Origin of the sequence: Halohasta salina, from assembly GCF_024178165.1 — an archaeon.
Lineage (GTDB): Archaea > Halobacteriota > Halobacteria > Halobacteriales > Haloferacaceae > Halohasta > Halohasta salina.
The window spans coordinates 559,636-581,695 of sequence record NZ_JAMZIE010000001.1 but is presented as its reverse complement, the minus strand read 5'-3'; the positions used below and the strand labels follow the sequence as shown (position 1 = coordinate 581,695).

19 protein-coding genes are annotated in these 22,060 nt (G+C 65.5%); 12 read left to right on the top strand and 7 right to left on the bottom strand.

The features are described 5' to 3' along the window. The first annotated feature begins 381 nt into the window (after positions 1 to 381). From NKJ34_RS02895 to lrpA1, 3 genes are all read left to right on the top strand, one after another. Entirely contained in the window at positions 382 to 2,280 is a 1,899-nt protein-coding gene (locus NKJ34_RS02895) for a 2-oxoacid:acceptor oxidoreductase subunit alpha (protein WP_253736753.1), read from the top strand. Positions 2,281 to 2,282: 2 nt separating this feature from the next. After that, positions 2,283 to 3,221, top strand: coding sequence for a thiamine pyrophosphate-dependent enzyme (locus NKJ34_RS02890; protein ID WP_253736752.1), 939 nt, complete (start codon positions 2,283 to 2,285; stop codon positions 3,219 to 3,221). Between the two features lie 86 nt (positions 3,222 to 3,307). Beyond that, complete coding sequence (lrpA1, locus tag NKJ34_RS02885; protein WP_253736751.1) at positions 3,308 to 3,736, top strand: HTH-type transcriptional regulator LrpA1; 429 nt, start codon at positions 3,308 to 3,310, stop codon at positions 3,734 to 3,736. 93 nt (positions 3,737 to 3,829) lie between these two features. Here lrpA1 and NKJ34_RS02880 read toward each other — a convergent pair whose 3' ends face one another. From NKJ34_RS02880 to cobN, 6 genes are all read right to left on the bottom strand, one after another. Then, entirely contained in the window at positions 3,830 to 4,069 is a 240-nt protein-coding gene (locus tag NKJ34_RS02880) for a hypothetical protein (protein WP_253736750.1), read from the bottom strand. Between the two features lie 191 nt (positions 4,070 to 4,260). Beyond that, positions 4,261 to 4,749, bottom strand: coding sequence for a hypothetical protein (locus tag NKJ34_RS02875; RefSeq protein WP_253736749.1), 489 nt, complete (start codon positions 4,747 to 4,749; stop codon positions 4,261 to 4,263). 240 nt (positions 4,750 to 4,989) lie between these two features. Beyond that, positions 4,990 to 6,291, bottom strand: a complete 1,302-nt coding sequence (locus NKJ34_RS02870) for a cobyrinic acid a,c-diamide synthase (RefSeq protein ID WP_253736748.1) — start codon at positions 6,289 to 6,291, stop codon at positions 4,990 to 4,992. After that, positions 6,288 to 7,079: a cobalt-precorrin-7 (C(5))-methyltransferase gene (locus NKJ34_RS02865; RefSeq protein WP_253736747.1), complete on the bottom strand. Its 792-nt coding sequence runs from the start codon at positions 7,077 to 7,079 to the stop codon at positions 6,288 to 6,290. Before NKJ34_RS02865 ends, NKJ34_RS02870 begins: the two co-directional genes overlap by 4 nt. Further along, positions 7,076 to 7,804 carry a precorrin-8X methylmutase gene (locus NKJ34_RS02860; protein WP_253736746.1) on the bottom strand — a complete coding sequence of 243 codons (729 nt, stop codon included), beginning with the start codon at positions 7,802 to 7,804 and terminating at the stop codon, positions 7,076 to 7,078. Before NKJ34_RS02860 ends, NKJ34_RS02865 begins: the two co-directional genes overlap by 4 nt. Continuing rightward, a complete protein-coding gene (cobN, locus tag NKJ34_RS02855) occupies positions 7,797 to 11,678 on the bottom strand; it encodes a cobaltochelatase subunit CobN (RefSeq protein WP_253736745.1) in 3,882 nt (1,293 codons plus the stop codon). The genes NKJ34_RS02860 and cobN overlap by 8 nt, the downstream gene beginning before the upstream one ends. A gap of 31 nt (positions 11,679 to 11,709) precedes the next feature. Between cobN and NKJ34_RS02850 the strand changes: the two genes are divergently transcribed. Continuing rightward, the gene (locus tag NKJ34_RS02850; RefSeq protein ID WP_253736744.1) at positions 11,710 to 13,893 is read left to right on the top strand and encodes a VWA domain-containing protein; all 2,184 of its coding nucleotides are present in this window, start codon (positions 11,710 to 11,712) and stop codon (positions 13,891 to 13,893) included. Positions 13,894 to 13,976: 83 nt separating this feature from the next. Beyond that, positions 13,977 to 14,171, top strand: coding sequence for a hypothetical protein (locus NKJ34_RS02845; RefSeq protein ID WP_253736743.1), 195 nt, complete (start codon positions 13,977 to 13,979; stop codon positions 14,169 to 14,171). Here the strand turns inward: NKJ34_RS02845 and NKJ34_RS02840 are convergent, their stop codons facing one another. After that, complete coding sequence (locus tag NKJ34_RS02840; RefSeq protein WP_253736742.1) at positions 14,172 to 14,681, bottom strand: DUF7549 family protein; 510 nt, start codon at positions 14,679 to 14,681, stop codon at positions 14,172 to 14,174. An 88-nt stretch (positions 14,682 to 14,769) separates the two neighbouring features. Between NKJ34_RS02840 and NKJ34_RS02835 the strand changes: the two genes are divergently transcribed. From NKJ34_RS02835 to ppc, 7 genes are all read left to right on the top strand, one after another. Then, entirely contained in the window at positions 14,770 to 15,243 is a 474-nt protein-coding gene (locus NKJ34_RS02835; RefSeq protein ID WP_253736741.1) for a DUF5793 family protein, read from the top strand. A gap of 51 nt (positions 15,244 to 15,294) precedes the next feature. Further along, positions 15,295 to 15,930, top strand: a complete 636-nt coding sequence (locus tag NKJ34_RS02830; protein ID WP_253736740.1) for a uracil-DNA glycosylase family protein — start codon at positions 15,295 to 15,297, stop codon at positions 15,928 to 15,930. A gap of 409 nt (positions 15,931 to 16,339) precedes the next feature. Then, positions 16,340 to 17,410, top strand: a complete 1,071-nt coding sequence (locus NKJ34_RS02825) for a glucose 1-dehydrogenase (protein ID WP_253736739.1) — start codon at positions 16,340 to 16,342, stop codon at positions 17,408 to 17,410. Next, positions 17,397 to 18,035: a transcriptional regulator GfcR gene (gfcR, locus tag NKJ34_RS02820; RefSeq protein WP_253736738.1), complete on the top strand. Its 639-nt coding sequence runs from the start codon at positions 17,397 to 17,399 to the stop codon at positions 18,033 to 18,035. Before NKJ34_RS02825 ends, gfcR begins: the two co-directional genes overlap by 14 nt. Before the next feature lie 124 nt (positions 18,036 to 18,159). Further along, positions 18,160 to 18,501, top strand: coding sequence for a glutaredoxin family protein (locus NKJ34_RS02815; RefSeq protein WP_253736737.1), 342 nt, complete (start codon positions 18,160 to 18,162; stop codon positions 18,499 to 18,501). A gap of 140 nt (positions 18,502 to 18,641) precedes the next feature. Next, on the top strand, positions 18,642 to 19,208 hold the full coding sequence (locus tag NKJ34_RS02810) for a DUF7110 family protein (RefSeq protein WP_253736736.1): 567 nt from the start codon (positions 18,642 to 18,644) through the stop codon (positions 19,206 to 19,208). 155 nt (positions 19,209 to 19,363) lie between these two features. Beyond that, on the top strand, positions 19,364 to 22,057 hold the full coding sequence (gene ppc, locus NKJ34_RS02805; protein WP_253736735.1) for a phosphoenolpyruvate carboxylase: 2,694 nt from the start codon (positions 19,364 to 19,366) through the stop codon (positions 22,055 to 22,057). Positions 22,058 to 22,060 lie beyond the last annotated feature (3 nt).

Sequence of the window (22,060 nt, the reverse complement as noted above, 5' to 3'; positions counted from 1 at the left end):
GACGAAGACGTGGCCGCTCGACAGTCCCACCAGTCCCACGACCCACTCGCCGCTCGCCCGGGATGTCCGTACAGTAGCGCAGTCAAATAGCAGTCACTTAAACATTCATGAAATAAATTATGTTCATGTAATGACTGGATCGCCGACCGGCTGTTCGACCCGATCGTGTTCGCTGACAGTTCGCCGTCGACCGGCGGCCAGCAGCCCCATTCCCGGTGCCCCACGGTAGTTCCTACCACCGCCCGGAGGTGATCTTCGAATGACCATTCGTCCACTTCTGGCAGTCCTTCATTATTGTTCCTTGTCAATCCATAGCAAACTCTTTTATTATGGGCTGGCAAACCGAATACTAGTGGCCCAGAGGGGCCGTGACCCGAAACTATGACTGACAACGAACTCATCTGGCGGATCGCAGGAGGTTCCGGTGACGGGATCGCCTCGACCAGCCAGAACTTCGCCAAAGCACTGATGCGTTCAGGTCTGAACGTATTCACGCATAGACATTATCCGTCGCGGATCCGCGGCGGCCACACCTACACCGAGATTCGTGCCTCGGCCGACCCCGTCAAATCGCGGGGCGACGGTTACAACTTCCTGCTGGCGCTGGGTGACTCCTTCGCGCGCAACCCCAAGGAGGGGTCGGTGTACGGCAACGAGGAGATCAAACCGCTCTCGGAGAACCTCGACGAACTCCGCGAGGGTGGCGTCATCATCTACGACTCGGGGCTGCTTGATGCCTCGGAGATCGAGAACTTCGACGAGCGTGTCGAGGAAAACAACTGGCACGTCTACGATCTCGACCTCCGGACGATGGCCCGCGAACAGGGCCGTGAGGTCATGCGAAACACCGCCGGTGTCGGCGCGACCTGCGCGCTCGCCGGTATCGAACTCGAATGGATCGAAGACCTCATGACCGAGGCGATGCCGGAGAAGATCCTCGAACCCAACCTCGAGATCCTCCACAACGCCTACGAGATGGTCAACGAGGAGTACGATGTCGACGCCCACGACATCAAGGTCCCCGAGGGCAGCCACGACGAAGAGCAGGTCCTGCTGTCGGGCTCCGATTCGATCGCCTACGGCTCGCTGGACGAGGGCTGTCGGTTCATCGCGGGCTACCCGATGACCCCGTGGACCGAGGTCTTCACCATCATGAGCCAGAATCTGCCGGAAGTCGGTGGGATCTCCGAGCAGGTCGAAGACGAGATCGCCGCCGCCGCGCTCGCAGTCGGTGCGAGCCACGCTGGTGCCAAGGCGATGTCCGGCTCCTCCGGTGGCGGCTTCGCGCTGATGAGCGAACCGCTCGGTCTCGCCGAGATGACCGAGACGCCGGTCGTCCTCATCGAGGCCATGCGCGCCGGTCCGTCGACCGGCATGCCGACCAAGCCGGAACAGGCCGACCTCGAACACGTCCTCTATACGTCGCAGGGTGACTCCCAGCGCGTCGTCTTCGCGCCCGGGACGGTCGAAGAGGCTTACACCCAGACCCGCAAAGCGTTCAAGATCGCCTACGAGTACCAGATCCCGGCGATCGTGCTCTACGACCAGAAGCTCGGCGGCGAGCTGATGAACGTCCCGGCGTCGGTCTTCGACGAGGAGCCGAACCCCTCGCTCGGGTCGACGCTCACCGAAGCCGAACTCGAAGACGCGCCACACGACGAGTCGGGCAAGTACAGCCGCTTCCAGCACGACGTCGAAGACGGCGTCAGCCCGCGGTCGATTCCCGGCCAGAAGGGCGGCCACTACCTCGCGACGGGGAACGAACACACCCCCGAGGGACACATCGCCGAATCCCCCGAGAACCGTGTCGCCCAGATGGACCGCCGCGAGCAGAAGCTCGAAGCGATCCACGAGGAGCTGGCCTCTCAAGACGAGGGCCACCAGACCTACCACGGCCCCGACGAGGCGACCTACGGTCTGATGACCTTCGGCAGTTCGCAGGGGACCGTCGAGGAGGCCGTCGACGTCCTCAACGACCAGGGTTACTCGGTCAAATCCCTCGGCGTCTCGGATATGGCCCCCTACCCGGTCGAAGAGGTCACGGAGTTCATCGAGAGCGTCGACGAGGTGCTCGTCGTCGAGATGAACGCCTCCGCCCAGTTCCGCGGACTCACGCAGAAGGAACTCGGCCAGTACGGCGAGAAACTGTCGAGCCTGCTCAAGTACAACGGTAACCCCTTCGAGCCGGCCGACATCGTCGAGGGCTTCGTCACGACGATCGTCGAGGACGAAGAGCTAACTGGCATCGAAACGAAGTACGTACCAGCAGCAGGTGACTAACCATGAGTGCATTTTCAGCAATCGGTGAGGGACGGGAGGTCGAACAGGAGGACTACACGCCGGATCTCGAACCACAGGCAACGTGGTGTCCTGGCTGCGGTGACTTCGGTGTCCTGAAGGCACTGAAGGGCGCGGCCCAAGAGCTCGGCAAATCACCCGAAGAGATGCTGCTGTGTACCGGAATCGGCTGTTCCGGCAAGCTCAACAGCTACTTCGACAGCTACGGGTTCCACACGATCCACGGCCGGTCGCTGCCGGTCGCCCGTGCAGCCAAACTCGCCAACCCCGGCATCGAAGTGATCGCCGCGGGTGGCGACGGCGACGGCTACGGGATCGGTGGCAACCACTTCATGCACAGCGCTCGTGAGAACCACGACATGACCTACATCGTGTTCAACAACGAGATCTTCGGCCTCACCAAGGGCCAGACCTCGCCGACGAGCCCGAAGGGTCACAAGTCGAAGACACAGCCCCACGGCAGTGCCAAGGAGCCGCTCCGCCCGCTGTCGCTGAGTCTCACCTCGGGGGCCTCCTACATTGCCCGGACCGCGGCGGTCAACCCCAACCAGGCCAAGGAGATCATCGTCGAGGCGATGGAACACGACGGCTTCGCCCACGTCGACTTCCTCACCCAGTGTCCGACCTGGAACAAGGACGCCCGCCAGTACGTCCCCTACATCGATGTCAACGATTCGGACGACTACGAGTTCGACAGGACCGACCGGCGTGAGGCCGCCGACATGATGGCCGAGACCGAGGAAGCCCTCCACGAGGGCAAGGTGCTGACCGGCCGCTACTACGTCGACGAGAGCCGTCCGTCCTACGGCGAAGAGAAGCGCTCGATCGGCGAGATGCCCGAGGAGCCGCTGGCCGAACGCTACTTCGACGACTCCTACGAGTGGGAGCGGTCGGCGGACCTCTTCCTCGACAAACACAAGTAGGGCCACCGCTGCCCTCTGGGTTTCGTTGGGTCGAAAACGTTTTTTGGTTCGGAAGATATTTTTTCGTTGGAGCAAAATAGATAGCTATGAGTAGCTCATCGACGGCGGACCGCATTCTCTCTGTGCTGGAAGACGATGCACAGGCTTCTTACTCCGAGATCGCCGAGCGGGCGGAGGTCTCGAAGCCGACGGTCCGCAAATACATCCAGCAGCTCGAATCGGAGGGCGTGATCGTCGGCTACTCGGCCGACGTCGACCCGAAGAAACTCTCCTCGCAGTCGATTGCCATGGTCGGGATCGACGTCGCCAGCGAACAGTACGTCGAAGCCACCCGTGCACTCAAGGCCCTCGACTCGGTCGAAGCGCTCTATACATCTTCGGGGGACCACATGTTGATGGCCGAGGTGCGCGCCACCGACGGCGATGCGCTCGGCGATGTCATCAGCGACGAGATCCTCGACGTCGAGGGCGTGACCGCGGCTCACCCGTCGTTTCTGCAGGAACGATTGAAGTAGGACCGCCGCCACTCGTCTCCGCTCTCGACTCCCCGTCCGTCGATGTTCCGGCCGAAGGGATCGATCCACTCACGTTACCGACGGCTGCCCGACTCAGTTCGCCTGTCGTCGCCGTTCCGCGTCGACCTCGACGTCGCCTTGGCTTCCGATCCGGTAGAGAAGCACGATGCTCGGAACGATCAGCAACGCCCCGAGTGCGGTCAGCAGGTCGTCGTTGGCGAGCCCGTAGGTTACACTGGCGACAGCGACGAGCACTGCAGCGACGGCGGCGAGGTACGTTGGTTGCCGGAGTGATTCTGTGACGCGCCGTACCATCGAGTCAACTGGCGGCATACGAACTAGCATACGGACTACGCCATCATAAGTGTCTCTGAAAAGATAATTCGTGATATAGTTTGATCCTCGCAAGCGAATCGACGCCACCACCGCCGGTTTTCGATCTTTCAACGGGAATATCATAGTCGGCTCGGTTGGCGTGGTCGACCGACGTCGACGACTCGGCGACGGGCGGTCTCGACCTCATCTCAGGTGAAACCACGAGCGGCCAAGCCCACGCCGACGACGAAGACGACGACGGCCAGATAGATCGGCCCGAGGTGGGTCACCCAGTCGTGGGCGAAGCCACCGAGGTAGTGCATCGGCAGGGCGATGACCAGTCCGGTGACTGCGGCGACGACCGCGGTGGCCCACGCCCATCGCTGTCGACTCCGGACCCCGAACCACGAGAGGGCGGTGACCGCGATCCCCGTCGCGATGATGAAGCCCGCAGTGGCGACGTGCAGGTGGCTGATGTAGTAGGCAACGGTCGGATCGAGGTCGACTGGCGTCTGACCGCCGAGGTGGCTCACTCCGATCTCAAAGCCGCCGCCCACGAAGTTCACCACGAGGAAGACGACGCCGTAGCCAACGAAGGCGACTCCGGCGAGTGCCATCAACAGCGCGCCGGTCCAGAGGTTCGCTCCGATGTCGGCCTGTGCATACTGTCGGTCGGGTACTGAGTGTTCTGTCGACATTGTCACACCTCCAAGTGTGGTGTGCGGTATGACAGCACACACCATTTTTCGTGTTCCGAATTCACCGCCAAGCCGCTCAGAACTGCGGTGTTTGTCGATGTCTCCGTCCGGTATGCAGGTGGTATGTCGACAGCAGCTGTCAGCAACCGGGTTCTGAGCGGCATCAACAGGATACCGGCGGCAGTCGCGCCGCGGTCGACGGGGGTCGGCCAGTGGCTCGGTGGGGAGCGTGATTGCCGGTCACCGGAGCCGGTCGACGAACCGGTCGAACGCGCCGCTTGCGGCGTGGACGTGGGCGTAGGTACCCAGCGACTCGTGTTCGAGCAGTCCGTCGTGGTCGCCGTCGATCCCGTCACCGCGGACGGTCTCGAAGGCGAATCGTGCGTCTGCATCGACCGAGGCCTTCGAGTAGTGGAACTCGTGGCCCCGAATCGACTCGCCAGCTCGCGCGGTCAGCGTCTCCGAGGTGGCTTCGAGGTCGACGTGGTTGAGCGCCTGATAGCGGTCACACATCTCGACGTCAGCCGGGAGGATCCCGGCCATTGCGTAGCGCTCGCCCTCGGTGGTCGAAAGCGACTGACTCATCGCCATCAGGCCGCCGCACTCGCCGAAGACCGGTAGCCCCTCGCCGGCCCGCTCGCCGAGTTCGGTGAGGGTGTCGGCCGACGCTAGCGCCTCGGCGTGGAGTTCGGGGTAGCCACCCGGCAGGTAGACGCCGTCACACTCGGGGACCGGATCGCCAGCGACCGGCGAGAAGGTTTGGACGGTCGACCGCTCGTGGAGGCGTCCGATGGTTGCGGGGTACCGGAAGCAGAAGGCGGCGTCGCTGGCGACGGCGACTGTCGCATCAGTGCGCGCCCCGGCCGGTTCGGGGTCGACCTGCGGCGGCTCGCGGGCCACGTCGACCAGCCGCTCGGTGTCGAGGTGGTCGGCGGCTGCCGAGAGCGCCTCGTGCGGCAACGCTGCTTCCGCGCCCATCTCCAGCCCGAGATGGCGGTCCGGGATTTCGAGATCCGACGAGGGAGGAATCCGGCCGAAGTAGTCGAGGTCGTCGGGCAGGGCATCGCGGATGCCCTGTTCGTGTCGACCGCCGTGGGCGCGCTGGGCGATGACGCCGGCCACGTCGACCTCACGGCCGATCGTCTCGGCGTACTCCCGGAAGCCGTAGGCGGTGGCGGCGACGCTCTCCATGCCGGCTTTGGCGTCGACGACGAGCACCACGGGGAGATCGAGGGCTTCGGCGACCATCGCAGTGCTGGAGCCATCGCCGTCGTACAGCCCCATCACACCCTCGACGACGCAGATGTCACCCTCACCGCGAGCGTAGTTGCGGGCCATCCCTTCGCTGCCTTCGAGCCACAGATCGAGGGTGCGTGAGGGTCGACCGGCGATCGCTTCGTGGTGGCTGGGGTCGATGAAATCCGGCCCGGCCTTGGCTGGCTGGACCGCATAGCCCGCCTCGTCGAGTGCGCGAATCGTCGCCAGTGTGGCGACGGTCTTGCCGACGCCGGAACTCACGCCACCGACGACGACTCCCTTCATTGCTCGCCTCGTGTCTCTGCCTGCGGTTGAGTCCGTCGAACTGCCAACACCGAGAGATCCGAAAACGGCGTCTCCTCGGCTCCCGAGCCGCCGGCGTAGTCTGCCAACGCAGCCAGCGAGAACCGGGAGATCGACTCGTCGTCGTGGGTGAGCCGTTCCAGAACCAGCGCCTCAAGCTCCGGATCGCCTCCCGTTTCCAAGAGATGGTCCGCAATATCACCGGGCATCCAGTCGAAGGGACGGGGCAAAACGAGCAGGTGCCGACCGCCGACCGCCTCGGCCAGCCGATCGAGCCCCGGCGTGATGTCGCCGCTCTTGTGGAGTGTAACGAACTCCGTGTCCTCCATCGGTGTCCGGGCCCGGCTGGCGGCGATCTGGAGCGAGGAAATGCCCGGAACGATCCGGACGGGGGTGTCGATCACGTCCTGTACCTTCCCGACGAACTGATACCCCGAGTGGTTCGGATCGCCCATCAACACCGCGGTCCCGCGCTCGCCGTCGGCCACGCGGTCGGCGAACGTCGTTAGGGCCTCGCGTTCGTCCTTGTAGCCACAGGTAAGCAGGTCGGCGTCGGTCAAGTCGGCGATGAAGTCGACCACTGTCGAAAAGCCGACGACGACATCGGCTTCTTCGATGGCCCTGCGACCCCGTGGCGTCAGATACTCCGGGTTTCCGGGGCCGATACCGACCGCATAAACGGGGTCGGTCGCCGCGTCGACCTCCGGCTCGGCCGCAGCCGCGGCGTAGGCCGCCGGATCGGGCCCGGCGTCGAGATCGTAGTCGCTCACTGGTCGACCTCCAGATCGAGGTCGCCGTCACGGACGTCGCTGGCGACGTGGATCAACTCGTTCGTCAGCGCCGCGGCCAGTCCGCTGCCGCCGCGTCGACCGACGTTCGTGATCGCGGGCACGCCGCAGGCGGCGGCGACCTCGCGGATCCGCTCGCGGCTCTCGACGGCCTTGACGAAGCCGACCGGTGTGGCGACGATCACCGCCGGTCGGGTGCCGCCTTCGATGCAGTCGGCGAGCGCGAACGCCGCGGTCGGGGCGTTGCCGATCACGGCGATTGTGTCGTCGTAGACGCCCTGTTTGTCGAGTTCGAGGACCGAGGCTGCGGTGCGAGTCATCCCTGTTTTCTTGGCGAGTTCCGCGCCGTTGCCGATGGCCTTGCGCTTCTCGCAGTTGTGGCCCCGTCCAGTGACTCCGGCCTTCGACATCGTGATGTCGGTGACGATCGTCGACTCACGGAGCACTGCCTCGGCTCCGGCTCGAATCGGCGCGTCGGCATCCGGTTCGCCGTCCTCGTCGGTCCCGGTGAACCGCAACAGGTGCTGGAACTCGATGTCGCCCATCGAGTGGACTGCCTTTTGACGGAACCGATCGGCGAGTGTCTCGTCGGGGACGAACTCCCGGACGATGTCCATGCTCGTCTCGGCGATCTCCATCGCTTCTTGTGTCGTCGCGCCGAGATCGGCGTAGGCCTCGTCTACCGCCTCCCGATCCCCGTTAGTCATCGCCTACCTCCGCGGCCGGCGTGCCGGCACGCGCTTCGAGGTCACCTTCGACCGAGAGATTGATGTCTCGCAGTCGGTCGACGGTCTCCGCGTCGGCATCCCAGAGGCCTCGTTCGATAGCCTCAAGCAGAGTGTCGGAGATCGATTCGAGCGCCCACGGATTGACATCCCGCATCCAGTCCTGCCGATCCTCGTCGAAGGCGAACTTCTCGGCGACGTCCGCCCAGAGCGTGTCGCTGACGACGCCGGCCGTGGCGTCCCACCCCATGACGACGTCGACCGTCGTCGAGAGGTCGCCGGCTCCCTTGTAGCCGTGGTCCTCCATCGAATCGAGCCACTCGGGGTTCAGCACGCGGGCCCGCATCGCCTTGCGAACCTTTTCCTCGTTGGTGTAGACATCGACGTTCTCGGGGTCCGAGGAGTCGCCGACGTAGGAGGCCGGTTCGCTGCCCGAGACCTCCGCCACCGCGGAGATGAAGCCGCCATGGAAGGCATACCAATCGGAGGAATCGAGTTCGTCCTGCTCCATCGTGTCCTCGATTTTGACCGTGGCGTCGACGCTCGACAGCCGGCGCTCGAAGCTGTCGTGGGCTTCCGCTACTTTGCCGCGTTTGCCCATCGCGTAGCCGCCCCACTGGACGTAGACGTCGGCGAGATCGGATCGGTCCTCCCAGTTGCCCTCGTCGACGGCCTTGTTCGTCCCGGCTCCGTAGCCGCCGGGCCGCGTCGTGAACACGCGGTTGGTCGCCGCACTCTTTGCTTCCTTCGCATCGAGTCCATCGGCTTCGAGTTCTTCGACTTCCTCCTCGATGTGTTTCTTGATGTAGTTCATCTCGTGTGGTTCGTCGAGGTCGACCACCGCCGAGACAGCGTCGTGGATCACGCCAGCGGCGGCGGGGAACGCATCGCGGAACAGCCCCGAGACGCGAGTCGTCACGTCGATCCGGGGTCGATCCAGCTCGTCGAGCGGAATCGGCTCGACGCCGTCGATCCGTCCGGCTTCGGTCCACACCGGTTTGACACCCATCATCGCCAACACTTGGCCGATGGTCTCGCCCTTCGTTCTGACTGTGGGGGTCCCCCACGCGACGACGCCGATCTCCTCGGGATATTCGTCGTGTTCGTCGTGGTGGCGGTCGAGCACACCCTCGGCGACGTTTTTGCCCACCTGCCATGCGTATTTGGCCGGCACTTTGCGCGGATCGAGCGTGTAGAAGTTTCGGGCCGTCGGCAGGAGGTCGACACCGCCGCGCGTAGGCGCACCTGACCCACCCGGTGGCACGTACTCGCCACTGAGCGCGTCGGCGGTTCGCGGGATTTCGTCTTCGGCACCTTGGACGCGGGGTGCAGCCTCCTCGCAAATGAACGCCAGCGCCTCCCGCAAATCGTTGTGTGCGCCGGATTTGGCGCGGCCATCACCGAGGGTGTCGATGTCGACCACGAGCAGATTGACGTTTACCTCGTCGTCCGGTCCGGCTTCGCGCTCGGAGTCGGGGACGTCGAACTCGTGTTCGGCCAGCGTTTCGATCAACTCGATGCTGGTCTCGTGGACGTGGTCGGCAGCCTCGGCGTAGGTCATGCCTAACGCCTCGTCGTACTCGCCGGGGCGGTTCCGCAGGGCATCGTAGTCGACGCCTAACACCCCTGCGACGCTCTCTCGCAGGCTCGGCGTGTCGCCGTTTTCGAGTCGCGTGAGCGCAACGAGGTACTCCACGAGCCGGTCGTCGACTGGCGGCTCGCTCATCGTGTGCAGGCCCAGCCGGATCTGGGTCGTTTTGACATCCGTGAGGTACTCGTGGATGCGCTCGACGAGTTCGTCTATCGGGAGGTCGTCGCCCGACACTTCGCCTTCGGCGAGCGTCGAGCCTGCCTCGTCGGGCCCACGGACTTCCATCTGCTCGTCGATGGTGCCTGCGGTGCCGAGTTCGACAGCCAGATCGAGTTCGTCGACGTGGGCCCGAATCAGATCTTCGAGCTGCTCGCCGTCGTCGGCGCGGGCGTCCTCCATCCCGGCCTCGCGGTACTGGTTGGCGAGCTCCTCTAACTCACTCAGCTCGTCGTAGGTGCCGGCGTTGCTCATCACCGGCGTGAGATAGTCGACGATCGCGGCATACGAGCGCCGCTTGGCCTGCGTGCCCTCGCCGGGGTTGTTGACGATGTAGGGGTAGATGTTCGGGAGGTCGCCGATCAGCTGGTCCGGCGCGCTTGCACCGTTGAGACCCACTGTCTTGCCGGGCAGCCATTCGAGCGAGCCGTGGGTACCGAGATGGACGACGGCGTCGGCCTCGAAGCTGTTGCGGAGCCACGCGTAGAAGGCATAGTAGTCGTGCGGCGGCTGGAGATCCGAATCGTGGTAGACCTTCGAGGGGTCCATCCCGAAGCCACGCGGGGGTTGGACGGTCACGAGGACGTTGCCGAACTCCGCACCGGGGATGGCGAACGGTCGACTCGGTGGCTTGCCCCACTCCTCGATGACGTTTTCTTGAAACCGGCTGTCAGCCCCTTCGAACCACTCGGTGTACTGGTCGGTCGAGACCACGTCGACAGACCGCTCGCGGACGTCTTCGGGGGCGACCCACCGACTGTCGAGCGTGAGTTGGCTCGTCAGCGTGTCGATGAGTGTCTGGCCGGAGTCGGGAACCTCGTCGCCGAGATTGTACCCGCGGGCATCGAGTTCGTCCAGCAAATTGATCGTACTCTCCGGTGAATCGAGACCGAATGCGGTGCCGATCCCGTCGTCGCTCGGCGGATAGTTGTGGAGGACGACCGCGATCTGTTTGTCCTTATTGGGTGTGTGTTGGAGATTCGCCCAGTTGACCGCGAGTCGGGCGGCGTGGTCGACGCGATCCTCGATGGGGAAATGCTGTTTCGGCGCGGTGCCGATGCCGGCGGCGTCGTCCATCCGCTCCTTGCCGGAGATCGGATGGGTGATCACGTTGCCGTCGAACTCCGGGAGCGCAACCGAGAGGGCGAGTTCGAACCCCATGACGCCGGTGTCGCTGGCCTCATAGCGGGAGCGGGAGCGCATGGTCGTGATCGTCTGGAGGACAGGGACCCCCAAGCGGTCGAGAAAGACGTCTTCGGCGGATTGGCCCTCGTCACTCGCCGACCGGCCGCGTTCGTCCATCGACAGCGAGAACATGAACGACGAGAGGACGGCGTCGACGATCGGCTCGCCGTCCTCGATGAGCCACTCGTCGGTCACCCATTCGGCGTTCTCCTGCCCATCTTCGTCGGCCGCAGGGTTACAGAAGATGGGGAGGGCGTTCGCGCCCTGTGCTTCGAGGGCCCGTACTTGGGCGTCGACGTAGCGGGTGTTCTCGTGGGTCCAGTGGGACTCGTAGAACCAGATCGCCACGGTCGGCGTGTCGGGGTCGAACGTCTCCAGGAGGTCGTCGTAGCCGATGCCGGGGTTGTCGGGGTGGTAGACGCCCTCGGTCGGGAGCTCGGTGGGGGCGTCGTACCCGATATCTTGGCCGCCGTACTCACTCGCGAGGAACCGACAGCAGTGTTCGAGGTTGATCGTCCCACCGCGGTCGAGGTAGTCAGCGACGAGATCGCGGTCCGAGCCGGCGACCGAACTGTCTTCGAGAGCGAAGGCGTCGCCGGTCGCCTTGACGACCAGCGGGACGCCCAGCTCCCGCAACCGGTCGACCGCGTACTCGTAGCCGGGCATGCTGTCCTCGCCGCCGTGGAGCCACAGCACGACCGCCGCGGCGTCTTCGCAGGCGTCGACGAATTCCGCCACGTCCGCCTGTTCGTCGAGGTCGCTCTCCGAGCGGACGACGAGATCGATACCGTCGAGCCGGCGCGCGGCCCGCTGGACCGAGCCGAGTTCGTTTTCCGTTGCCGTATAGAGGCCAATCCGTGTCATCTTTATAAATTAGCGTTGTAGTAGCGCAAGTATGGTTGCAGACCCTGCGAACAAAAATCCGTCGTCACTCCCTTTCGCCGCGATCGTCGGCCAGGAGTCGCTGAAGGAGGCGCTGTTGGTCGCGGTGGTCCACGACGACCTCAGCGGCGTGGTAATTTCCGGCGAGAAGGGGACCGCCAAGTCGACGGCCGTCCGGGGGCTGGCCGACCTCCTGCCGACCCAGCAGGCGGTGGCGGACTGCCCTTACGGCTGTGATCCGGACGATCCAGCGGGCCAGTGTGCGGCGTGCCGGGAGCGACCGCGGGAGGCGCTGCCGGTCGAGACGCGGTCGGTCCCGCTGGTGACGCTGCCGCTGGGGGCGACCCGCGACCGGGTCGTCGGCACGCTCTCGATCGAGGATGCGATGGCCGGTGACAGCGAGTTCGATCCCGGCCTGCTGGCCCGCGCCAACCGCGGCATCCTCTACGTCGACGAAGTGAACCTGCTCGACGACCATCTCGTCGACGTGCTGCTGGATGCCGCCGCCAGCGGGGTCAACACGGTCGAACGCGACGGGATGAGCGTCAGCCACCCCGCGGAATTCACGCTCGTCGGGACGATGAACCCCGAGGAGGGCGAGCTCCGGCCCCAACTTAGAGACCGGTTCGACCTGCAGGCGACGGTGACGGGCTGTCGGAACATCGACGACCGGGTGGCAGTGATCGACCGCGCCCTCGGCGAGGGCGAGCCCAGCGAGGAGACCGACGAAACGGCGGTCGACGAGCGGACCACGGCCCTCCGCGAGTCGCTCCGGACTGCCCGCACGGCGGTCGACGCGGTCGATCTCCCGGCGGAGTTCAAACGTACTATCGCCGACCTCTGTGTCGAGGCGGGGGTCGACGGTCACCGCGCCGACATCGCCACCGCGCGGGCGGCGATGGCGCTCGCTGCGCTGGACAACCGGCCGACGGTCATCGAGTCGGACGTCCGGACGGCCGCCGGCTACACCCTCCCCCACCGGCTCCGGAGCGACCCCTTCGAGGAGCCGCCCGACCCCGAGGAGTTACTGGACGATCAGTTCGACGATCCGGACGGCGACGCTCCCGACGAGGAGGCGGGCGACGGAGCTGACGAGGGTGGTTCGGGTGACGATGCCGACGGCGAGTCCGCGGCCGACGACGATGGGGCGGCCGGCGAGGACGGACCGACCGAGGGAGACGGATCGGCCGACGACGGGTCGACCGACGAAGACGGGTCGACTGACGGGGAGTCGACGCCGCCCGAAGCGACCGACGATGCCGACGGTGCGACCGACGCCGAGGGCGAGGGTGGCGGCGGGAACGACGCTGGCGGGACTGCCGACCGCGAACCGGGCGAGTCCGACGACGAGTCGACCGACGAGGACGCTCCCGAGGCGGAGCCGCTGGTGCCCGGCCAGCAGCGTGCGGCAGTCGGCGAGGGGCGGGCTCCCGACGTCGACGTCGACGAGCCGGCCGGCGAGGACGTGGTGGCCGGCGAGCGCGGCCGGACCACCCAGCCGGGTGCCCGCGGGCGGCGGGTCCGCACCGAGCGGGCGGCCGAGGCGAGCGAGGCCGACGCCGCCGCGTCAGTCCGGGCGGCCGCCGCCAGTGGCCACGACCGCATCGAACGGGCGGACCTCCGGCGGTCGGTCCGAAAGCGGGAGACGGCTGCCCGGATCGTGTTCGTCGTCGACGCCAGCGCCTCAATGCGGGCGGCGATGTCGACCGCCAAAGGGGTCGTCCTCGAGTTGCTCCGGGATGCCTACCAGCAGCGCGACGAGGTGGCGGTCGTCGCCGTCGCCGGCGAGGCCGCCGAGGTCCTGTTACCGCCGACCCGAAGCGTCTCGCTGGCCGCCCGCCACCTCAAGGAGCTGCCGACCGGCGACCGGACGCCGCTGGCTGACGGGCTCGACACGGCCCGCGAGCTACTGGCCGACGCTCCGGAGACGCCGGGGGTGGCCGTGGTGGTCTCCGACGGACGGGCCACCGTCGCCGAGGGGAGCCCGACGGCGGCCACTCGGGAGGCGGCCCGACGCCTCGCTACCACCGGAGCCGCGGTCGTGGTGGTCGACGCGGGCGACGACGACCGGGGAGGCTTGGTGCCGACGATCGCCGAAGCGACCGACGGCCGGATCGTCCCGCTGTCGGCGCTGGATCCGGCGGTGGTGTCGACGGCCGCCGACAGGGCGGTCGACCGGTCGGCGCAACGCGAGTAGCTGGCCGTGCTGGGCGTCTACGCCGGATTGTTCGGTATCCTACCGAGAAAAAGAATTATCACGAACGACATAATAGAACGCGTATGGAAATATTAGATGGAGATCGGATCGAGTGTAGCAAATGCGGGGAGGTCGTCGATCTAGAGGACGCCGTCGGGCTGGACAAGGACTCCCGAGCGATGTTCAAACCGCTGTGTGGCGACTGTCTGGAGGACGTCGGCGTCCCGGCGGGGTGGACGCTCGAACGCGACATCACCTATTTCGCGCGCCAACGCTGATCAGTCGGGGTCGGTGAGGTCGGCGGTGACCAACACCCACGCGAACGCTCCGAGCAGGACCACCCCCACCGGGATCGGCACGCCGCCGAAGCCGCCGGTCCAGATGTATCCCGTCGACACCGCAAACAGGAGCGCCGCGGCCGCCAGCAGCCATCCCACGCGCCGGATCGGATGCGGTGTGTCGCCGTCGGATGGCTCCCGACCGTAGGCGACGCCGGCGGCCAGCAGCGCCGCGAACACGACGACTGCACCGCCGCCCCAGACCAGCGTAGCGGCTTCGAGTCCCTGTCCCGACTGGAGACCGATCGCCCCGATCACCGACCGGAGCGCTGGCCCGTCGACGCCGGGGCCGAACCCCTGTGTGTACTGGAACTCGAAAAACGGGAACCGGACGAACAACACCGTGGCCCTGTCGGTAGCGGTGTAGGTCACGTTCCACGGCAGGACTGCGGCCAGTCCGGCGACGATGACCGCCAGGTGGCCCGCCCGATCCCGCCTGATCCATCCCATACCGGGAGACTGGTTGCGGGGCTGATAAAAGGGTGCCGGGAGACAGGCGTTACGTTGATACGGTCGCCCGCGAAACTAGTGGTATCGAATGCGGCGAGAACAGTTTGACCTCGACGTTCGCAACATAGAGTGGGTCGACGCCGACGCCGATCCGCGCCAGCCGCTGGCTCGGATCTCGGTCACCGGCACGACGGAACAGCTTCGGTCCCGGCTACGGGACGTCGACGGCGACCGTCTCACGGCGGATATGGTCGACGTCGCCTTCCGGCTCACCGAATCGATCGAGGAGGACCCGGCCGCCGCGGGCGTCGTCGGCGTCGCCAACCGGCTGACCGGCGACTTCATCTTCGAGACCAACGAGGACGCCGACGACGTCCTCCAGTTTATCAACGCTGCCCGGGAGTACGGCCGGGAGACCAACAGCCCCGAGTCCCGCTACCGGATCGAGATCGTCGTCGACGACGAGACGGTCACCTTCGAGAAGGGAACCTTCCTCGTCTACGACAACGACGGCGAACTCCTGCGGAGTCGGAGCCTCATTCCCTCGGGCGTCGAACTCTGAGGACGGCCGGAATCGGTCGACGTTTTATTCTCGCCGTGTCTATCATCCCGCGTGAAAAACGTCACTGATCGCACGCGCAATCCCTTCGGGATGGAGCCTTCGTGTGGCCGGTTCGTCCCCGGCTACGGCGACGCCAACGCCGCCTTCCACGTCATCGGCGACCATCCCGGCGTCCACGGCGGGGTCGACAGCGGCGTGCCGTTTACCGGCTGTGAGTCGGCCAGCCGCCTCCAGTCGGCGCTCGTCGAGACGGGGCTGCTCCGGGAGTCCGGTACCGAACCCGCCGTCGGGGAGACCTACCTCTCGTATCTCCACATGTGTGTCCCCAACCCCGACGGGACGCCGTCGCCGGCCGACTACACCGACATGGAACGGTTTTTCGACGCCGAACTCCGGGCGATCGCCGCCCACGTCCTCTTGCCGGTCGGCGAGCGGGCCACGCGGCACGTCCTCGAAACCTACACCGCCCAAGCCCACAAGACGGCCGTCGACATGGACGCCCTCCACGCCACCGAGATCCGCGGCAGCGGCTTTCTGGTCATGCCGATCAAGGAGCCCGCCGACTGGAGCGACGCCGACCGACAGCGGCTGGTCGAGGCGATCACCGACCTCCGGTCGACCGACTTCCGTCGGGAGAGCGACCTCGGCCGATTCATCGCCGGCAGCGACCCCTACTACGTCCGGTGATCACCGGCGAACCGACGAACGTCCGGGAATCGAACCCGGAATCACTGAAATGTCGAAAAATTTCATATATAGGCGCGAACTAGACAGTATCAACCGGAACGCTGGTCGAATTTAGTTCAACGAAAGGCTTTTTGCCGACATACGTTCGATATGCTGGTGGCGCACTGGCGCGGCGTCGTCAGGAGCGCCGACACGCTGTGGACTAGTGCTCCCACAGTGGCTTGGTCAGTCACGCGGCTCGCGGCCGTGGGCTCGGTGTATGGTCCCGACAGGTGTTCGACCCGTCAGCCCCCACACGACCCACGGCCGCGGCTGTTGACTGCGAAAAAGAGCGTGCGCGTTTCGACGTCCGTGATAATTTACTCACAAGCGAATAATTCTTTTAGTAGTGGCAGCCAACCACACACCAATGAAAGCGATTGGCGTCAGCGACGCGGGCGAGGGGGCCGAACTCATCGAGTTGCCCGAACCGGAACCGGAGTCGGGCGAGGCACTGGTGCGGACGCTCCGGGTGGGCGTCGACGGCACCGACCACGAAGTGATCGCCGGCAGCCACGGCGGCGCACCCGAGGGTGAGGACTACCTCGTCCTCGGCCACGAGGCCGTCGGCGTCGTCGAGGACCCCAACGACACCGATCTCGACGCCGGCGACGTGGTCGTCCCGACGGTGCGTCGACCGCCGAACGGCTCGAACCGCTACTTCGAGGCTGGCGAGCCCGACATGGCCCCCGACGGCCAGTACCACGAGCGCGGGATCGTCGGCGCACACGGCTTTATGGCCGAGTACTTCACCAGTCCCGAGTGGGCGCTCGTCGAGGTGCCGCCCGAACTCGCCGCCTACGGGTTTCTGGTCGAACCGATCTCCATTACCGAAAAAGCAGTCGAGCACGCCGAGGCCAGCCGGTCGGCCTTCGAGTGGGCCCCGGAGTCGGCGCTCGTCCTCGGCAACGGGAGTCTGGGACTGTTGACGCTGGCCATGTTCGAAGAGCGGTTCGACCGGACCTACTGCCTCGGCCGCCGGGAGCGACCGGATCCTACCATCGACATCATCGAATCCCTCGGCAGCACCTACGTCAACAGCAACGAGACGCCGGTCCCGGAGATCCCCGCGGTCTACGAGGCCCCCGACCTCATCTACGAGGCGACCGGCTACGCCAAACACGCCTTCGAGTCGATCGAGGCGCTCGCGCCCAACGGTGTGGCCGCGCTGCTGGGCGTGCCGAGCGACTGGAGCTTCGACGTCGACGGCGGGGCGCTCCACCGTGAACTCGTGTTGCACAACAAGGCGCTCGTCGGCAGCGTCAACTCCAATCGCCGGCAGTTCGCCGCGGCAGTCGACTCGCTGGCGGCGCTGGACGACGACTTCCTCGAGTCGCTCGTGACTGGTGTCTACGGGCTCGACGAGTTCGAGGCGGCGTTCGACGACGACGACACCACTATAAAAACCGCCGTCCAATTCAGCGCGTATGAAGAACGTTGATACGCTCATCGAGAGCGCCGCCGAGTTGGCCGAACGTGGGCTCTCGAAGGGCGAGATCGCCGACGAACTGAACGTCTCCCGTGAGACCGCCAGCTGGCTGGTCGAGCGCAGCGGCACCGACAGCGAGCCCGCACCGGCGGCCCGACCGACTACCAGCCCGCAGGACATCCACGTCGACTGGAACGCCATCGGCCGCGACAGCGACCGCCTGATCCACGTGAGCAAGGCGATGGCCGATATCATCTCGACAGAGGATGAGGATGTCGGCCTGACGGTCGGCATCGAGAAGGCGGGCGTCCCGCTGGCGACGGTCGTCGCCAGCGAACTCGACACCGATCTGAGCGCTTACGGCCCCGCCAAACACCAGTGGGAGGAAGGCGACATCGACGAACTCGGCGGGGGGTTCTCGCGGAACTTCGCGGCGATCACTGACCAGCAATGTTACGTCGTCGACGACATCATCACCTCGGGGACGACGCTCCGGGAGACCATCGAGGCGATCCGCGCCCGCGGCGGCGAGCCCGTTGGCTGTGTGGTCTTGGTCGACAAACAGGGTCTCGACGAGATCGAGGGCGTCCCGGTCTACTCGCTGATGAACGTCGTCAGCGTCGGCCGCGACGAGTAGGACCACCGGCCGTCGAGCGGGCGACCACCTCGTCGGCGCTGAGGTCGGCTGCGGTCGAAGCCACCGGTCCGGACGGCGGATCGAACGGCGCAATACATTTCCCGACCCCGGTGTAAGCAACGGTATGTCGTTTCAACCCCACAGCGGTCCCGACCCCGACGAGGTTAAACAGCAGGTAGACGAGGCGATCGCGTCCAACGACGTCGTCCTCTTCATGAAGGGCAACCAGCTGATGCCGCAGTGTGGCTACTCGGCGAAGGCCCTCGAACTGATCGGCAACCACGTCGACGAGTTCGAGACGGTCGACGTGTTGCCGGCCCTCGACGCCTACCGGGAGGCGTTGTCAGCCCACAGCGGCTGGGAGACGATCCCCCAGACGTTCGTCGACGGCGAGTTCGTCGGCGGCAGCGACATCCTCGAAGAATTAGAGGAGCGCGGCGAACTCGAAGCCGAACTCTCGGCTTGAGATCGGATCGAACGTCGGCGCGCGGCGCAAGCGCCGATCGAAGGGTGTACTATTCTCACCAGATATAAATATCCTCTGTCCCCTACTCACAGTAGGTATCGGCCCAGCCGCGGGGAACTACTCGTGAATCCAACTCCACAATGACAGGTCGCGTATTCCGTCTCCACTCGACGCTTGAACTGCCACTCGAAGACGTCCACTCGTATTTCGAGGAGGATCCGGACCTCCCCGAGGGGATCGAGGACGTCGACATCACTCGACGCAACAACACGCTGATCATCAAGGCCGTCGCGGCCGACGAGAGCCTCAGCAAGTACACCCCGACGGCCCAACTCAAAGCCAGCGTCACCGAGACGCGGGTCTACGAGGAAGAGCCCCCGCGGGCCGGCGGCCCGCGCTGGGGCGACGAGGAGGAAGAGGAGATCCCCTCCGAACTCGTGGAGTTCGCCTGCTTCAAGGGCGACCGGGAGACCGTCCTCCAGAACACCGCCGTCCAGTATCCCATGTTCCTCGTACTCGAAGAACTGGCGCTCCGCTCGGAGAAGGGTACCCTGACGGCGATCACCGAACACGACGGCGATCTCGACGCCACCCGTATCGTCGAGGGCGAAGAACGGTCGGCGACCGTCGAGGTCGTCGAGAACCCCCAGAACAGCTCCGGAGCGAGCGGCGTCGACTGGCGGGACAACGAGTTCATCTCGGACTGAACGGCGGCTGGTCCGGCTCGTAGCCGGCTGTAGTGTTCTCGGCTGTCAGCTACCGATAGCCGACTGGCTGGCGATGTGTCTTACACGATTAATTAGTTATAACACCGCTCTAGACTTGGTGAGACTTTTACCAATGGGTGCAGCTACCATACGGTATGAAATTACACAACCGGGGGGTGCGCCAGGACGTCCGCGAGCTTGGTGCGTTGCTCGGCGACGTACTCAAAGAACAGACCTCAACCGAATCGTTCGAGACCGTCGAAGAGCTGCGACAGGCCGCCATCGCCTACCGTGAAGGAGATATCGACTCACGCGATGAACTCCGGTCGACGTTCGAGCAGCTCTCGCCCAGCGAGGAGGGTGATGTCGCGCGAGCGTTCGCGACCTACTTCGAGTTGATAAACCTCGCCGAGGAGCGCGAGCGGGTGCGCGCGGTGCGCAAAGGCTCTCAAGAGGGGACCCTCGACGACAGCCTCCATGACACCGTTGAGGCGCTGTCGGAGGCCGGTGCCGACACCGAGACCGTCCGGCAGGTGCTCGACGACGTGCTTATCGAGCCAACCTTTACGGCCCATCCGACCGAAGCACGTCGGGGCACTGTCAAGGCCAAACTCCGGTCGATCGCTCGCCATCTCGAGACCCTCGACAGCCAACGCCTGACCGACCGGGAGGCCGAAGACGTCTGGCAGGACATCGACGCCGAGGTGACGAGTCTCTGGCAGACTCGCCAAGTCCGACAGCGGCCACCCGAGCCACAGGACGAGGCGCGCAACGTCCAGTGGTACCTCGAAAACACGCTGTTCGACGTCGTCGGCGAGGTCTACTCCGAGTTCGAGGAGATCGTCACCGACGAGTACCCCGACATCGACCTGCCGAAACTGTTCGAGTTCCGCTCGTGGGCCGGCAGCGACCGCGACGGCAACCCGTATGTGACCGTCGACGTCACCGACGAGACGCTCCGGACCCAGCGGGACATCGTTCTGGAACGCTACCGCACCCAGCTCAAACGCCTCTCGGCCGTCCTGAGTCAGGACGGCGACCGGTATCCGACGACCGGCGCGTTTCAGGCCTCGCTGGAGGCCGACCTCGACCAGTTCCCGGCGATCACCGAGGAGGCCGAGGAGCGCTACCCCGACGAGCCGTACCGTCAGAAGCTGCGGCTGATGCGGGAGCGACTCAACCGCGTCGACGACGTCCGTCCCGGCGGCTACGAGAGCGACGACCAGCTCCTCGAAGATCTCGAAACCGTCGACGCCAGCCTCCGGGCCTACGGCGGCGGCGACATCGCCGAAGCCTTCGTCGAGCCGCTGCTCCGGCAGGTCAGCACCTTCGGCTTCTCGCTTGCCAGCCTCGATCTCCGGGACCACCGGATCCAACACACGAAAGCCATCGACGAGGTGCTCGCCGAGGAGGGCATCGAGTACCGCGAACGCGACGAGGAGGGGCGCGTCGAGCTGCTGACCGACGCCATCCTGCAGGACGAGCCGATCATCGATCCCGAAAACCCCGGCGACGTCTCGGAGGTCGCCGAGAAGGTGATGCAGCGGTTCGTCAAACTCGGCGACTGGCAGGAGGAGTTCGGCGTCGAGGCGATCGACACCTACTGTATCTCGATGACCGAGGAGCCGAGCCACGTCCTCGAAGTGCTGTTCCTCGCCGATCAGGTCGGCGCGGTGTCGCTGCCGGACCACGCCGGGCTCGATATCGTCCCGCTTTTGGAGACCGAATCGGCGCTCAACGGCGCCGACCGGATCATGGGAACCCTGTTCGAAAACGAGGCCTACAAGCAGGCCCTGCAAGCCCGGAACAACACCCAGGAGATCATGCTGGGGTACTCCGACTCCAACAAGGAAAACGGCTTCCTCGCGGCCAACTGGGACCTCTACAAGAACCAGAAACGGCTGGCGGAGATCACCAACAACTACGACGTGACGATGCGGCTGTTCCACGGCCGCGGTGGCTCGATCTCCCGCGGTGGCGGCCCGATGAACAAGGCGCTGTTGGCGCTGCCGAACGAAACCGTGACCGGACAGGTCAAGTTCACCGAGCAGGGTGAAGCCATCGCCGAGAAGTACGGCAACGAGAGGATCGCCGAGCGGAACCTCGAACAGATGCTCGATGCCCAGATCCGCGCCCGCCACAACGCCCTCCAAGAGCCCATCGAGGAGGTTCCCGACGAGTGGGCCGAGGCGATGGACACGATGGCGACGGCGGCCCGCTCGGCCTACCGCGATCTGCTCGAAACCGAGGGGTTCGTCTCCTACTTCGAGCAGGCGACGCCGATCACCGTCATCGAGGATCTGAACCTCGGATCGCGTCCGGCCTCCCGCTCGGAGGACCGCTCCGTCGAGGACCTCCGGGCGATTCCGTGGGTGTTCTCGTGGACCCAGTCGCGCTGCATTCTGCCGGGCTGGTACTCGCTTGCCTCCGGTGTCGAGGCCTATCTCGACGACGGCGGCGAGATGGAGACGCTCCGAGAGATGTACGACGAGTGGGCGTTCTTCCGGACCACCTTCGACCGGGCGGCGCTGTCGCTGACCCGGACGGATCTCGAAATCGCCGACGAGTACGCCTCGCTGGCCGACGCCGAACTCCGCGAGGAGTTCCAGCCGCGGCTCGAAAACGAGTACGAGGCCGCCGTCGACTACGCCGCCGAGATCACCGACCGCGAGGATCTGGTGCGCCGCAGTTGGCTCGACGAGAGCCTCGAACGGCGCAACCCCTACGTCGACCCCCTCAATCTGCTCCAGACGCACCTGCTGAGCCAGACGCATCTCACCGAGGCCGAAGAGCGGACCCTTCGGCTGACGGTCAACGGCATCGCAGCCGGAATGAAAAACACCGGATAGCTG

Excerpts from the sequence above, each read along its gene's own strand:
- ppc (WP_253736735.1), top strand. The coding sequence starts at position 19,364 with ATGAAATTACACAACCGGGGGGTGCGCCAGGACGTCCGCGAGCTTGGT.
- NKJ34_RS02840 (WP_253736742.1), bottom strand. The coding sequence starts at position 14,681 with ATGGGATGGATCAGGCGGGATCGGGCGGGCCACCTGGCGGTCATCGTC.
- NKJ34_RS02875 (WP_253736749.1), bottom strand. The coding sequence starts at position 4,749 with ATGTCGACAGAACACTCAGTACCCGACCGACAGTATGCACAGGCCGAC.
- NKJ34_RS02890 (WP_253736752.1), top strand. The coding sequence starts at position 2,283 with ATGAGTGCATTTTCAGCAATCGGTGAGGGACGGGAGGTCGAACAGGAG.
- NKJ34_RS02810 (WP_253736736.1), top strand. The coding sequence starts at position 18,642 with ATGACAGGTCGCGTATTCCGTCTCCACTCGACGCTTGAACTGCCACTC.
- NKJ34_RS02835 (WP_253736741.1), top strand. The coding sequence starts at position 14,770 with ATGCGGCGAGAACAGTTTGACCTCGACGTTCGCAACATAGAGTGGGTC.
- NKJ34_RS02880 (WP_253736750.1), bottom strand. The coding sequence starts at position 4,069 with ATGCCGCCAGTTGACTCGATGGTACGGCGCGTCACAGAATCACTCCGG.
- lrpA1 (WP_253736751.1), top strand. The coding sequence starts at position 3,308 with ATGAGTAGCTCATCGACGGCGGACCGCATTCTCTCTGTGCTGGAAGAC.
- NKJ34_RS02850 (WP_253736744.1), top strand. The coding sequence starts at position 11,710 with ATGGTTGCAGACCCTGCGAACAAAAATCCGTCGTCACTCCCTTTCGCC.
- NKJ34_RS02870 (WP_253736748.1), bottom strand. The coding sequence starts at position 6,291 with ATGAAGGGAGTCGTCGTCGGTGGCGTGAGTTCCGGCGTCGGCAAGACC.
- gfcR (WP_253736738.1), top strand. The coding sequence starts at position 17,397 with ATGAAGAACGTTGATACGCTCATCGAGAGCGCCGCCGAGTTGGCCGAA.
- NKJ34_RS02860 (WP_253736746.1), bottom strand. The coding sequence starts at position 7,804 with ATGACTAACGGGGATCGGGAGGCGGTAGACGAGGCCTACGCCGATCTC.
- NKJ34_RS02825 (WP_253736739.1), top strand. The coding sequence starts at position 16,340 with ATGAAAGCGATTGGCGTCAGCGACGCGGGCGAGGGGGCCGAACTCATC.
- cobN (WP_253736745.1), bottom strand. The coding sequence starts at position 11,678 with ATGACACGGATTGGCCTCTATACGGCAACGGAAAACGAACTCGGCTCG.
- NKJ34_RS02895 (WP_253736753.1), top strand. The coding sequence starts at position 382 with ATGACTGACAACGAACTCATCTGGCGGATCGCAGGAGGTTCCGGTGAC.
- NKJ34_RS02815 (WP_253736737.1), top strand. The coding sequence starts at position 18,160 with ATGTCGTTTCAACCCCACAGCGGTCCCGACCCCGACGAGGTTAAACAG.
- NKJ34_RS02845 (WP_253736743.1), top strand. The coding sequence starts at position 13,977 with ATGGAAATATTAGATGGAGATCGGATCGAGTGTAGCAAATGCGGGGAG.